This window comes from Gemmobacter caeni (assembly GCF_003054195.1).
Classification (GTDB): domain Bacteria; phylum Pseudomonadota; class Alphaproteobacteria; order Rhodobacterales; family Rhodobacteraceae; genus Gemmobacter; species Gemmobacter caeni.
The window spans coordinates 225,519-238,696 of the sequence record NZ_QBKP01000008.1 but is presented as its reverse complement, the minus strand read 5'-3'; the positions used below and the strand labels follow the sequence as shown (position 1 = coordinate 238,696).

The window sequence follows — 13,178 nt, the reverse complement described above, 5'->3', positions numbered from 1 at the left end:
GTCGCCGGGCACGTTGCGCATTTCCAGCGCCAGCGCCTCGCGGCGTTTGAGACCGGCTTCAATGGCCAGCAAACTGACCGTGGACAGGTCGGCCACCCGGCCGAAGTCGAAGCCGAAGGCATAGAGCGGCCCAAGGTCGATCCCGGCCAGCACCTCGCCCAGCTCCTCCAGAAACGGCGCCATCAGCGCTTCCTGATCCAGCGCCGGGCGGTGCAGGTAATCCGCCGGAAGCTCCAGCCGCATCACCCTGCCGGGCGCGGTCATCCGCGCCTCGATCAGCGGCGCGGGCAGCCAGGCCCCGGAGCCGAGCGCCGGGATGCAGAACAGTTCCTCATCCGCGCCCTCGCCATAGAAGTCGATGATCTCCTGCCGCCAGCCCGCCTCGGCCGCAGGCGTCCAGGCATCGCCGGTGCGCAGGCAGATCCGCTGATAGAGCCCGTCGCGCAGCGCCTCGTCGAAGTCGATATGCAGGTGCCGATAGCAGCTCGAAAAGCTCGGCCCCGAGGACCGCAGGAAATCGCTCTTGATCAGTTCGAAGAAATCCGGCGCAACCTCCGATCTTGCCCCCCGGGGCGCGGTTTCGACGCGGTGGCGATCCGCGAGATAGGGCAGACGGTCATCGGGCCGCACGCCTTCGACCAGCGAGAGCCAGCCCCAGATCGTGCGCACGCCCTTGCCTTCAGCCGCTGCGACCTGCCGGATCGCCTGATCCCGGCCCAGCACCGGCTCCAGCGCCTCGACCGCCTGGATCACCAGAAGTTTCGCACGCGCCTTGCCCTGCACCGCCTCGGGCAGCCGTTCGAACCATGCCCATGCGGTATCGCGCTCCGGACGCTCGGCCCCTGCCCCGCCCGCTGGCGCAACCTCGGCCAGCAGGCGCCGTTGCGCCCGCGCGGGCAGCAGTCGCCAGCAATATTCCCAGCCACCGCCGCGACCGGAGCGACGCCGGGCGTAATGCGGATGCGCGCGCCAGTGCTGGCGCTCGGCCATGGCATCGACACCCTGCCGCGTGTCCGGCACATCCGGCAGGCCGCTGGCTGCCAGTTCCGTGGTGGTCCACCATTCCTGTTTCGGAGTCAGCGTCATGCCTGCCCCTCCCGACCCCGCGACCGGAACGGCACGATCTCCGCCGCCTCGGCCCCGTCGCCGGGGCTGGTCTGCGCAGTCATCAGGGGCGAAAGGTCCGCAAAGACATCCTCGACAAACCGGCGCCGCGCCACGAGCCGTGCGCGCGACCAGGCGTTCAGAAGCGCCTTGAATTCTTCGTCAACTGGGTCTTTTACGATGGGCTGAAGACCGGATCTGAGGCTGCGCATGGCCTCGGCTGCGGATTTCGCGCCCCCTTCGGACAGCAGGCGCACCACATCATAGCGATCCGTCGGCTGGCTGATCTTCGCGATTTCGGTCAGGTCTTTCAGGCTGACCTGACGCGGCGCCGCGCGCAGGCTTGCAACCTCGTCGGGGCCAAGTCTGGAACCGGCGGCGACGATCTTAAAAACCTGCCGCTCGGTCATGCCGAATTTGTCGGCAGTGGATTTCACGAATGCAACTGAACTCGGTTCAGTTGCATCCCAACGCCCAGCGGCACCGGCAACGCCACGTCGCGTTTCCGGGTGCAGGCGCTCATAGATGGCCTTGCGGGTGGCCAGAAACACCGCCGTATCAAGGGCGTTCATTTCGGCACCGGCAAGGTTGTCGTCAATCTCGATCAGTCGCGCCCAGTCGTCGGTCACGTCCGTCCAGATCTTCGCCTCGATCTCGTCCCAGCCCAGACGCCGGGCGGCTTCGGTGCGATGGGCGCCTGCCAGCAGGTGCAGGCTGCCATCCTTCTTCTTGCGCAGATGAATGGCGTCCTTCATCACCCCGGTTTCGCTGATCGAGGTGATCAGGCTTTCAACGCCCGCTGCGCTGACCGGGCGCAGGCGGGAATCGATCACGATATCGGCGATCCGCACCCGGTTCTGCTGCATCAAGGTCGGTGGTTTCACGGTTTGGCCCCTTGGTCTTCGCCGTCACGACGCCGCGCGACGGATCTTCGCTATCGAATTGGTCGGAATGCTCAGCGAGGCGGCATCGCCCCGGTTGCGGCAATGCGCGCACAGCCGGTTGTGGATGCCCTCGCTGTCGAAGTTTCGCCCGCAGCACATGCAGGGGCGCGGCCCGCGTTTGGCATGGCGGTCTGCCTCTGCCTGCATCGCCCGCGCGGCCTCCACGGCGGCCCGGCGGCTTTCGAAGGGCGGCCCGACAAGCTTGCCTTCGGGGCTGATCACCCGGAGCCGGCCGCCGATCCGCTCGACGTGGATCCGCTGTTCGGGGGCGCTGAAGGTGCCAAGCATCGCCTCAGCCCCCGTAGCTGGCGGTCAGGAAACCGGCCAGCTCGTCCATCAGCCCGCATTCCTCGGCCATGGCCATGGCAAAGACGCACTCGGCAAAGGCATCGCTGGACGCCTCAAGGTGCGAGTCAGCCAAATCCAGATTGCCTGCAATCACGGCATCACCGTGCAGGCGATCCTGCTCGCGATAGATTTTCGCGTGGTGGCGGATGGCCTCAAACAACTGGCACTTCGACAGGGGTTCGATGTGATCCTTCACGGGTTTCCTCCGAAAATGATGATGAACATGGGCAGCAGGACCGGCGTGCAGACCACCAGCGCCACCAGCGAGGCGATGCCGAGGAGGTCACCGATCCAGCAATCATTGATGCGGTCATCCAGCGCGCGCAGGCGCCGCCAGAGCGACGGGCGCGGCACACCCCGATCCAGCCGGACTGCCTTACCAGCCGGATCGGGGCGGCCCTCGCCGCGGCAGGGGCCAACCGACCCCGGCGAAAAGGGTTGAAACGACATCACGCGGCATCCTTCGATTTCGAGGGGCGCGAGATGTCAGCGGGCCATGCGAGATCGATCGGCCAATACTGATCAAGCCACGCAAGAACACGGGCGGCAGTCGCAGTGCGGCAATCCCCGCCGCCTTTCAGCTTTTTGAAGAAGTCGCCCTTGCCGAGGGCGCGCATCGAGATCGCGAAGTGCGTCACGCCTTGGTGCTTGGCCAGCGTGTCCGCGAGAGTGATGAGGGCTTGCTTCTGTTCCATACAGCAAATTTAGCCGATACGGGCCGATATATTCAAGCCCGTATCGGCTATGTATTGTCGATTTAGCCCGAATCGGCTAACAGAAGTCGAATGGACCCAATGGACGAGCTCCTATCGACGATTGATGCAGCGCTGGCCCGGAAGGGCCTGTCTGATGCAGCTGCGTCGAAACTCGCAGTTGGGAACTATGCGCTGATCAAGAATCTACGCTCTTCCCGAGCCACATCCCCTGAAGATCGCCGGACGAACTTCCATGCGCTGCAAAAGTTGGCAGATGTTCTGGGGCTAGAATGTTACTTTGGCCCGCCACGGGAAACAGGGCCGGTCCAACAAGTCATGATCAATGGCTCGGACTATGCGCAAATCCCGCTCCATGACGCATCACTGGCTGCTGGCGGTGGCATGGAAAACAGCACTGAACACGTCGTTGAACACATGGCGTTTAAGCGTGACTGGCTTAAGCGTGAGGGCATCAACACCTCGGCTGCACGGCTGGCCCGTGTGCAGGGCGACAGTATGATGCCAACAATCGCCCCCGGCGATGTGGTGCTTATCGATACCAGCAAACGAACTCCGCCTTTGCGCACCGCCCATACGATTGATGTTCGGCATCGTGCCCCGATTTTCGCGCTGCGCGGCACAGATGGTGCTCAGGTTAAGCGGCTGCTTCGACCTGCCGAAGACCAACTGCTACTGGTCAGTGACAATCCCGACTACTTACCTCGAATTATGCAACTAACCGAGGGGGCCGAAAGCAACATTATCGGTAAGGTAGTCTGGTGGGGGCATACGAACCGAGAATGAAGGAACTTCGCTGCGGAGGAAACCGCCGTGACCACCAGCGAAACCATCAGCCGCAGCGGAGGCGACAAACCCGAAGCGCAGGCCGAGCTTCAGGTGTCGAATTTTCCGGTCGCGCAGTAGCAGGCTCTGAGTGAAAAGAACCTGGTTCCGATGACCTGACCACACTCATCAACTAGGGGCTGTAATCTAACCGAAAATTCCTTAGCTTGACCCTGAATTATGATGCCGAAGGTTCCCTATGTCCGATTCACTGCGTGATCTTGTCCTTAGCCATATTCCCGAAGACGGCTCTGCCATCGGCAATGGTGCCCTGATCGCGCGGCTGCGGGAAACCCTGCCCAATCTGACGGACGAGGATTACGCCGCGGCCAAGGACGCGCTGGTGGATGAAGGCATCCTTGGCAAGGGCAAGGGGCGCGGCGGGTCGGTTTACCTGATCACCGAGGATGACGAGGACGAGGATCAGGACGACGATTTCGAACTGACCCCGACCGAGGAACCCGCACCGAAGGCGAAACGCCCTGCTGCCAAGGCCAAGGCCGCGCCGCGCAAGTCGGGTGAACCGGCGCAGGTCATCAGCTATCGCCACACCGACACGCGGGTGAACAACCCCGAGGTCGGCATGGTCCACCCCGACAATGACCCCGACCAGCCGAAAACCGTCTGGGCCTATGATCCGCACCTTGACCCGGCGCTGATGTTCGACAGCCAGCGCGCCCGGGTGGAAAAGCTGATCGACGATGCGCTGGCCTCGGACAATCCTGCCACGATGAAGGATGCGCTGGCGGAACTGCGCGCGTTGCAGGCGCCTTACCTCAACTGGGCGGGCAAGGCGGAGAGGACGAGCTTTCAGGTCGATACCGTATCCCTGCATGTCCATGAACGGGTGGACCCGGCGACGATTCTGGCCAATGCGCGCAAGCGGCTGAAGGGTGAGGCGAAGGCGGCCGAGGTCTGGCGTCAGGCCGATCTGTTCGCCGCTCCGTTCGAAAACCTGCCGCTGCGGCAGGCGCTGGATTTCTACCACCACGAAAAGGGCTGGTCGAACCGGCTGATCGCGGGCGACAGCCTGCTGGTGATGAACTCGCTTTTGCAGAAAGAGGCGATGGCGGGCCGGGTGCAGATGATCTACATCGACCCGCCCTATGGCATCAAATACGGGTCGAACTTTCAGCCCTTCACCAACAAGCGCGACGTGAAGGACGGCGCGGATGCGGACCTGACCCAGGAACCCGAGATGATCAAGGCGTTCCGGGACACCTGGGAACTGGGCATCCATTCCTACCTGACCTATCTGCGCGACCGGCTGTGGTTGGCCAAAGAGCTGCTGCACGAGAGCGGGTCGGTCTTCGTGCAGATTGGCGACGAGAACTTGCATCATGTGCGAGAGATTCTCGACGAGGTTCTTGGAGCTGAGAATTTTGTCTCTGTGATCACATTTGTTAAAACCTCAAGCTCAACAAACGACAATCTATCGAATGTCGCAGATTACATTGTGTGGTATGGAAAGTCGGTCAAAGACGGGAAAATAAAGTTTCGACCGATATATAATGAGAAGGCGGCTGGCGAAGCTGGCGGCACTAACTATAATCGGGTTTTCAATCCTAAGTTTGGTAGCGTTAGCGCCAATTCCTACGTCGATGACGTTCCGGCCTCTGCTGTCCCCGGCTCCAAAATCTACAGTCTAGACAACATAACAAGCCAAGGCGCAGGCCGTGAAAAGGGCGAGGGCGCGGCCTCTTGGTTCCCCGTTTCGCTGTGCGGGCAAGAATATCGTCCATCCATGCAAGTTCGCTGGAAAACCAACGAGGAGGGCATGGAGCGGCTAAAAAAGGCCGCCCGCATTGAGGGAACAGACTCACGTATCGGTTATGTCCGCTTCCTCGACGACTTCCCTGTATTTCCTATCTCGAACAACTGGACCGATGTCGGCGCGAGCTTTATGGCGGATAAAGTTTATGTTGTTCAGACGGTTCAGAAGGTCGTCGAACGCTGCATGTTGATGACCACAGACCCAGGCGATCTGGTGCTCGACCCAACCTGCGGCTCGGGCACCACCGCCTTCGTCGCCGAAAAATGGGGCCGCCGCTGGATCACCTGCGACACCAGCCGCGTGGCGATCACGCTGGCCAAGCAGCGGCTGATGACCGCCAGTTTCGACTACTTCCGTCTCGCCTATCCACATGAAGGGCTGAAAGGTGGGTTCGTTTACAAGACCATCCCCCACATCATGTTGAAGTCAATCGTCACCAACCCTGAGATCGACTCGATCTACGACAGCAAACACCCCGCCATCGTCACGGCGCTGGACGCGCTGAACGCCACCCTCAGCAACGCCCCGCCCTTCCGCCCCGCCCAAGGCGCGCGCAAGGGCAAGCCCGTGACCTTCGCCAAGGGCGAGAGGCTGGAGGAATGGGAAGTGCCGTTTGATCTGCCCGACGACTGGCCCGCCGCCGCTGCCGAACCCTTCGCCGCGTTCCACGCCGCGCGGCAGGCGATGCAGGCCGCGATGGATGCCAGCATCAAGGCCCATGCCGATCAGGAAACGCTGTATGACAAGCCAGAGGTGGACAAGACCCGCCTGCGCATCACCGGCCCCTTCAGCGTCGAGGCTGTGCCCGCGCCATCGGTCCTGTCGCTGGACGATGTGATCGCCCCCGACCAGGCTGATGCCACGGTCGCGCGGTCCGGTGAAACCTCGCGCCAGACGCAGTGGCGCGATGAACTGGTCCGCACCGGCCTGCGCGCCAAGGGCGGCGCGATGCTGAAGATCACCGATCTGCAGGTCGCCCCCGGCCTGTCGCATATCCATGCCGTGGGCTCGGTCGCCGAGACGGGCGAGACGATTGCCGTCAGTTTCGGCCCCGAACACGCCGCGCTGGAGCAAAAGCAGGTCGAACGCGCCATCGAGGACGCGCAGAAGCTGGTGCCGAAGCCCAAGTTCGTGGTGTTCTGCGCCTTCACCTTTGACCCCGAGGCCGCCAAGGATATCGACGAGATGCAATGGCCGGGCGTGACCCTGCTGAAGGCGCAGATGAACACTGACCTGCTGACCGAGGATCTGAAAAAGGCGAAATCATCGAACCAGAGCTTCTGGCTGATGGGCCAGCCTGAAGCCTACCCCGAAGAGCTCCCAAATGGGATGTATCGTATCCATGTAGTTGGCTTTGATTATTTCGACCCAAGAACAGGAAAGCTTGAAGGCGGTGGGCCGCAGAACATCGCCATGTGGTCGCTGGATACCGACTATGACGGTCGTAGCCTGATGCCGCATCAGGTGTTCTTCCCCATGGCCGGGGCGAAGGACGGCTGGAACCGCCTGAAAAAGACCATCCGCGCCGAGCTGGACGAGGACCTGCTGGAGCAGTTCCACGGCACGGTGTCGCTGCCCTTCGAGGCGGGGGATCAGCGGCGGGTTGCGGTAAAGATCGTCGATGACCGGGGGATCGAAAGCCTCAAGATCATCGCGCTGGGGGCTTGAAGCGCATGGAGAAGCCGAAGTCCCTGATCATCAACTCGCCCTTCGTTTGCCCGGCCCAGCACTGGGTGGAAGGCCAGGGCGCGAAGCTGGAAATTAAGCCCGAACGCCGCCCTGCGAGTTACGAAGTGATCGACTCGCGCAACAACACCAAACGGGTGGAAACGCTTAACCTGGTGAACACGATCCGCGGCCGGGTGGATGCATGGCGCGCGGCAGGCTGGCCCGGCATCACCATCGTCACGCGCAAACTGCTGGAACACTGGCACGACCGGACCGAGGGCATCCGGCCCTATCCCTTCTACTTCTGCCAGCTGGAGGCGATCGAGACCCTGATCTGGTGGGTCGAGGGGGCCGAGGAATTCAAGCAGGGGATCGTCATTCCGGGCGATGGTGGCCCGTGGGAGCGGCTCTGCAACAAGATGGCAACCGGGTCGGGCAAGACCACGGTCATGTCGATGATCATCACCTGGCAGGTGCTGAACGCGCTGACTTATCCCAAGCGGAACAAAGATTTCGCGCGGGCGATCTTCATCGTGGCGCCGGGGCTGACCGTGAAGGAACGGCTGCAGGTGCTGATGCCCAGCGAGGGCAGCTATTACGACGAGTTCAACCTGTGCCCGTCCGAGGCGATGCGCCAGAAGTTGAACCAGGCCGAGGTGCGGATCGAGAACTGGCATACGCTGATGCCCGCGGCCGAACCGAAGCGGTCCGTCGTGAAAAAAGGCGCTGAGTCCGACGAGGCCTTTACCCGGCGCGTGCTAGGCAAGCTGGCGGCGCACAAGGACATCGTCGTGATCAACGACGAAGCGCACCATGCCTATCGCAAGCCCGCCGAGGTGAAGATCAGCAAGAAGGCGGCCGCGGAACAGGGAATCGACCTGGACGAGGCGACGCGCTGGATCGATGGGCTGGACCGGCTGCACAAGACCCGCCGCATCCAGCGCTGCTTCGACCTGTCCGCCACCCCCTTTGCGCCAACTGGCAAAGCCAGCACCGACACCGCGCTGTTCGACTGGATCGTCTCGGACTTCGGTCTGAACGACGCGATCGAGGCGGGGCTGGTCAAGACGCCGCGCGTCGTAGTGCGCGATGGCGGAATGCCGAATGCCCAGACACTTCGCCCAAAACTCTATCACCTCTACCGTGAGAAGGAGGTGTCAGACGACCTGAACAGGAGAGGTGCGGAACCGCACGAAGCACTGCCAAAGCTGGTGCAGGACGCCTACACCCTGCTGGGCGCGGACTGGCGCGAAACCCGGAGCCAGTGGGCGGAGGCAGGACACCACTCCCCCCCCGTGATGCTGACGGTCTGCAATCGGACAGAGACCGCCGCCAGGATCGAGCACTACTTCAATCAGGGCGACGTGCATTGGCAGGAACTGTCCTCGCCCATGCAGACCCTTCGCGTCGACTCGCGCGTGCTCGAGAAGGCCGAGGTCGGGGAGACCGCCACGGCCGACAAGGGCTATGAGGAGCGGCTGCAAGGGATCGTGGATGCGGCCCGGATCCCGGAGTCCCGGAAGGATCGGCTCAAGGCCCTCAAGAAAGAGGAGCTTCTGCGCGAGATCGTCGACAACGTCGGCAAACGCGGCGGCGCCGGGCAGGACCTTCAAAAAGTCATCTCGGTCGCCATGCTGTCCGAGGGGTGGGACGCGAAGAACGTCACACACATCATGGGGCTCAGGGCATTCACCTCGCAGTTGCTCTGCGAACAGGTCATCGGCCGTGGCCTTCGGCGCGTGACCTATGACACCGACGAAAATGGTCTGTTCCGCCCGGAATACGTCAACGTCTTCGGCGTGCCGCTGTCGATTTACGAACCCGCTGAGGGCGGTGAGGCGCCACCGCCACCGAAGCCTTCTACCCAGATCGACGTGATCCCCGAACGGGCAGAATTCGAACTGTGCTGGCCGAATATACTGCGGATCGAAACCGTGGTGAAGCCGGTTCTGACGGTCGACTGGGATGCTGTCGATGTGTTGACCCTCGATCCGGCAGCCACAGCGATCTCAGCAGAACTTGCCCCCGCGCTTGGCGGCGCCACGGACATGAGCAAGGTCCGCAGTATCGATCTGGCATCGTTGCCCGAGGGCTTTCGGCTGCAACGGCTTACCTTCGTTGCGGCGCGAAAGGCCTTCTCTACATTGAAGGGTAACTTCAGCGGTAACGAGGAATACCTCCTGCTGCAGTTGATCCGTCTGGTCGAAACCTTCCTCGCCAGTGCAAAGGTGGACATCCCGTCTTTGTTCCACGCCGACCCTATCCGCCGCCGTGTGTTGATTGCGCTGAACATCGACACCGTGGTTCAGCACCTGATGCGGTTCGTTACCAGCCAGAACACGACCGAGCTGACGCCGGTCTTTGATGAGGAAAACCCTATCGGCAGCACCAGCCAGATGCGCCCTTGGTATACGACGAAGCCCAACTACCCGACCATCAAGTCCCATATCAGCCACGTGGTCGGGGACTCCGCTTGGGAAGGCTATGCCGCGAACGTCTTCGAGACGCGGGATGAAGTCGTGTCCTTCGCCAAGAATGATCACCTTGGATTCCATATCCACTACCTCTGGCAAGGATCGCGGCGGCGTTACGTCCCGGATTTCATAGTCCGGTTACGGAATGGCGTCACCCTCGCGCTTGAAATCAAAGGGGTAGACAGCCCACAGAATAAGGCCAAGCGCGACGCGCTGGCCGAATGGGTAAGTGCCATCAACTCTGCAGGCGGTTTTGGAACATGGGCATGCGACGTCGCATTTGAGGCCGCGCAGGTGCATGACATCGTTTCGAGGCATTCTTAGACTGTGCAGAAATCCCTCAGGCGTTTCGCCTGAGTTACCCTTCGACGCAGTCGCCCGCCTCATAGAAGACCCCTGCCAATCAAGCATCCGCAGGCGAAAAATCAGTTGCATGTTCTGGGCGAGGCATTGCGCGGCTCTGTAGGTCAAACCGACGCAAAATCAATGACTTAACCGAACATGCAACTGGCTCCGGAAACTTGCGGCCCGATTTGCATGTTCGGATGGCCAGTTCAGCCGCGATTTTCAGCCGCCACAGGCTCAAGATCGCAATTTCTCGTCGTGAAAACGGACACTTAAACGGTCCCTTCTCCGCAGGGCAAATCGCCCGTTTCGAAGATCTAACATAAAGGGGCTTACGCGCTTGCGTTCATAGTTTCCCCGACAGGCAAGCAGCCGGAGCGAGATCTAAACCTCATAAAACTACCTTGAACCAATGACTTACCAAAGCATCCCACTCCTTCCCGACTGTTCCCACCTTTGTGCAGTTTTCTGTGTCAACTCACAGCTGTAGCGTGACGGCTGTAGCGTGACTGATGTAGCGTGACGGCAAAAGCTGCAGAGTTTTACACCAAATCCTGCAGCAGAGCGATTTTTTGCCTCTACCGTCAAAGGGTGCTGCAAAGCCCCGGTTAACGCCAGCCCTCAAATCACCAGGCCTTCCATCGCCGAGCCGACCTCCTCAAGTGTCGTCGCGGCGTCGATTGCGGCGCTGGCGGTGAGGCGGAGGGCCTCCAGACCGGCGGCGGTGCTGCGCCAGAGGGTGGCGAGGTTGAGCCAGATCTGCGCGAGGCTGGCGCCATCGGGGGCGGTGATGCCCAGCTCGGCCGAAAGCAGCGGATAGGCGGCGGGGTCCGGTATGGGATCGGCCATCCAGGCGCGGGCTTCAGCTTCCTTGGCGAGGTAGATCATGCTCTGCCCCGGCAGATCGGTGATCAGCGTGGCGCGGGCGGCGGTGACGGCCGCTGCCAGCGTGACACGGGCCTCGGCTTTGGCGGCCTCCAGCGCGGTTGCGGCGCGGGCCTCGGCGGTAATCGTCCTGCTCCAGTCGATGCTCATTCTGCGGCCTCCTCAGCCGATGCTTCATGAACGTTTCCCGCGCGGGCGCACTGTCCTGCTGCCAATCAGCGATCCTTATCGGTATGCCTATATCGACTTCGGCGCCAAGGATCCTAACTCGAATTTCGGCAACGATACCCATTACGGGCAAGCCTTCCTTGTTCGCAGTGCGAATGATCGAATTTTCGAATTGAACATCGCCTATCCTTTCCCGACCAAGGCCGCTGGTTTCCAGAACCAGAAAGTTGATCTGGCAGCCTACGGCAAAGACATCGGTCGGGCCATTGGGGTCCTCGAATTGTTTGAGACCGAGCTCTATGAGGATGCAAACATCGTTCAGCATCTCGCCCATCGATGCGCGTCAATCTCGCATCGTCCGGCAGGGCGGACCCTTGATCTCTTTGTCAGATCCATCATCGGAACTTGAACGCCTAGACCAACGGTTTGCACCGAGTTATCGAACTGCGGCATCAAGCGAACGACCGTTTCGCTGAGCGCTGCCTAACAGAAAGTCCTAGGTCACGACCAGCGGCAAAAGGCTTAGCTACCGAAGGCACAGGTCCGTAGATCGGCTTCTCTTCTACGACTTGCGTAAACCCGAGGGAGGCGTTCCAGGAGTTCCGCCGAGAAACACCAGCGCTATGATGGCAGCGAATGGTGTCAGCAACAAACCGACAATGACCCAGGCAACAGGCGACCGGCCGCGCTCGGTCGCCATGGACGCCGGTACGAAAAAGTAGAGCCAAACATTAAAGATCAGCAGCAGGACCACGATTACACCGCCTGCAAAGTTGCTCATGCGGTCTCACCTCCACGGCTGCGGACATACTGGCGCATACTTGCGGTGCTCTCCAGCTTGATATTGGCAAAGTAGATGGCATCGGGGGACAGGCCGGTCAGGGTGACGGTGTTCACCACACTCCAGGACCCCGTCGTGTCATTGGTCCAGTCGCCCGGCCGCGCGGTGACCGCCCGGTCAGAGACCGCACCGTCCTGGATCGAGCCGCGCACGATCAGGCCCCAGAACTCGGCAACACCGTTCCTGCGGATGCGCCAGCCCGCCGCGCCCGGGGCATAATTGTCGGATTGCAGCGTGCCGCCGAACAGCGCCATGCCGGCAGTGCTGAAGCTGTCGGTGTCGATCTTGTCGGCATCGATATCGCCGGATTTGATCATGGCCTTCCTGATATAGGTGGCGCCACCATCCACCACGAAGGGCACATCCCGTGTGGTTCCGTTGAGGATGGCAAAGCGGTCGGCATCGATCAGCACCCGCCCCACGCCCGAGCTGGTGGCCTCCAGAAACAGCGCCGCCGTCTGGGTGGTGGCCCCGCCCGAGGCCGTGGCGGAAAGGCCGATGCGCGAAGTGGCACCGGAAGGCGTGGCCTCGACGCTGACCCGGAACTTTCCTGCCGCCGCGAACTTCCCCACATCGGCGCTGAGCGCCGTCAGGGCACCGGCATTGGCGGTGATATTGCCCTCCGCCGTCGTCACCCGCGTCGTCAGGGCATTCAGCGCCGAGGCCGGGGCCTTGCCCGCCAGATCATTCTGCAGGCTGGTGATCGCCGAAGACTGCGCCGATGTGGTGGACAGCAGATCGGGAATATTGCCGTCCTGCACAGAGATCCAGTTGGCCCCGCCCCAGCGGTAGCATTTGCTGTTGCTCGAAGTGTCAAACCACAGATCGCCGATCCCGGGGCGTCAGCCCGGTCGGGCCATTGATCTGCCGGAAAAGGACCGTCAACACGAAGATCGTTTAGACGCTCCAACGCACCACTTCCGGCACCCCACCCAACGGCTCGATATTACTTGATTGAGTGGTGGCGAGGGGGGGATTTGAACCCCCGACCCCACGATTATGAGTCGTGTGCTCTAACCAACTGAGCTACCTAGCCACTGGCGCGGTTCCTAGTGAAGCCCGGCGGGGAGGTCAAGCGGGAATCGCAAC

General features: G+C 61.7%; 13 protein-coding genes and 1 tRNA gene. 4 read left to right on the top strand and 10 right to left on the bottom strand.

Going from position 1 to position 13,178, the window contains the following annotated elements; all coding sequences use genetic code 11:
• From C8N34_RS27165 to C8N34_RS14325, 6 genes are all read right to left on the bottom strand, one after another.
• Positions 1–1,086, bottom strand: a 1,086-nt coding sequence (locus C8N34_RS27165) for a DNA-binding protein (protein ID WP_280524206.1), incomplete at its 3' end; no start/stop codon positions are given.
• Positions 1,083–1,988, bottom strand: coding sequence for a ParB/RepB/Spo0J family partition protein (locus C8N34_RS14345; protein ID WP_108129398.1), 906 nt, complete (start codon positions 1,986–1,988; stop codon positions 1,083–1,085). The genes C8N34_RS14345 and C8N34_RS27165, both read right to left, overlap by 4 nt.
• A gap of 24 nt (positions 1,989–2,012) precedes the next feature.
• On the bottom strand, positions 2,013–2,336 hold the full coding sequence (locus tag C8N34_RS14340) for a hypothetical protein (RefSeq protein ID WP_108129397.1): 324 nt from the start codon (positions 2,334–2,336) through the stop codon (positions 2,013–2,015).
• 4 nt (positions 2,337–2,340) lie between these two features.
• Positions 2,341–2,592 carry a hypothetical protein gene (locus C8N34_RS14335; protein WP_108129396.1) on the bottom strand — a complete coding sequence of 84 codons (252 nt, stop codon included), beginning with the start codon at positions 2,590–2,592 and terminating at the stop codon, positions 2,341–2,343.
• Positions 2,589–2,846 (bottom strand): hypothetical protein, encoded by a 258-nt coding sequence (locus C8N34_RS14330; protein WP_108129395.1) that lies wholly within the window; start codon positions 2,844–2,846, stop codon positions 2,589–2,591. Before C8N34_RS14330 ends, C8N34_RS14335 begins: the two co-directional genes overlap by 4 nt.
• Entirely contained in the window at positions 2,846–3,091 is a 246-nt protein-coding gene (locus C8N34_RS14325; protein WP_108129394.1) for a hypothetical protein, read from the bottom strand. Before C8N34_RS14325 ends, C8N34_RS14330 begins: the two co-directional genes overlap by 1 nt.
• Positions 3,092–3,190: 99 nt before the next feature.
• Between C8N34_RS14325 and C8N34_RS14320 the strand changes: the two genes are divergently transcribed.
• The 3 genes from C8N34_RS14320 to C8N34_RS14310 all read left to right on the top strand — a co-directional run bounded on the left by C8N34_RS14320 (position 3,191) and on the right by C8N34_RS14310 (position 10,174).
• Complete coding sequence (locus C8N34_RS14320) at positions 3,191–3,895, top strand: S24 family peptidase (RefSeq protein WP_158640799.1); 705 nt, start codon at positions 3,191–3,193, stop codon at positions 3,893–3,895.
• A gap of 238 nt (positions 3,896–4,133) precedes the next feature.
• Positions 4,134–7,376 (top strand): site-specific DNA-methyltransferase, encoded by a 3,243-nt coding sequence (locus C8N34_RS14315; RefSeq protein ID WP_108129392.1) that lies wholly within the window; start codon positions 4,134–4,136, stop codon positions 7,374–7,376.
• Positions 7,377–7,381: 5 nt separating this feature from the next.
• On the top strand, positions 7,382–10,174 hold the full coding sequence (locus C8N34_RS14310; RefSeq protein WP_108129391.1) for a BPTD_3080 family restriction endonuclease: 2,793 nt from the start codon (positions 7,382–7,384) through the stop codon (positions 10,172–10,174).
• A gap of 642 nt (positions 10,175–10,816) precedes the next feature.
• On the opposite strand, the gene C8N34_RS14305 is transcribed toward C8N34_RS14310, so the two are convergent.
• A complete protein-coding gene (locus C8N34_RS14305; protein WP_108129390.1) occupies positions 10,817–11,230 on the bottom strand; it encodes a hypothetical protein in 414 nt (137 codons plus the stop codon).
• A gap of 19 nt (positions 11,231–11,249) precedes the next feature.
• Between C8N34_RS14305 and C8N34_RS14300 the strand changes: the two genes are divergently transcribed.
• The gene (locus C8N34_RS14300; RefSeq protein ID WP_108129389.1) at positions 11,250–11,657 is read left to right on the top strand and encodes a hypothetical protein; all 408 of its coding nucleotides are present in this window, start codon (positions 11,250–11,252) and stop codon (positions 11,655–11,657) included.
• A gap of 153 nt (positions 11,658–11,810) precedes the next feature.
• Here C8N34_RS14300 and C8N34_RS14295 read toward each other — a convergent pair whose 3' ends face one another.
• The 3 genes from C8N34_RS14295 to C8N34_RS14285 all read right to left on the bottom strand — a co-directional run bounded on the left by C8N34_RS14295 (position 11,811) and on the right by C8N34_RS14285 (position 13,125).
• Complete coding sequence (locus C8N34_RS14295; protein WP_108129388.1) at positions 11,811–12,029, bottom strand: hypothetical protein; 219 nt, start codon at positions 12,027–12,029, stop codon at positions 11,811–11,813.
• Positions 12,026–12,850 carry a phage tail tip fiber protein gene (locus C8N34_RS14290; RefSeq protein ID WP_108129387.1) on the bottom strand — a complete coding sequence of 275 codons (825 nt, stop codon included), beginning with the start codon at positions 12,848–12,850 and terminating at the stop codon, positions 12,026–12,028. The genes C8N34_RS14295 and C8N34_RS14290 overlap by 4 nt, the downstream gene beginning before the upstream one ends.
• A gap of 198 nt (positions 12,851–13,048) precedes the next feature.
• Positions 13,049–13,125, bottom strand: a tRNA-Met gene (locus tag C8N34_RS14285).
• Between the last annotated feature and the right edge of the window lie 53 nt (positions 13,126–13,178).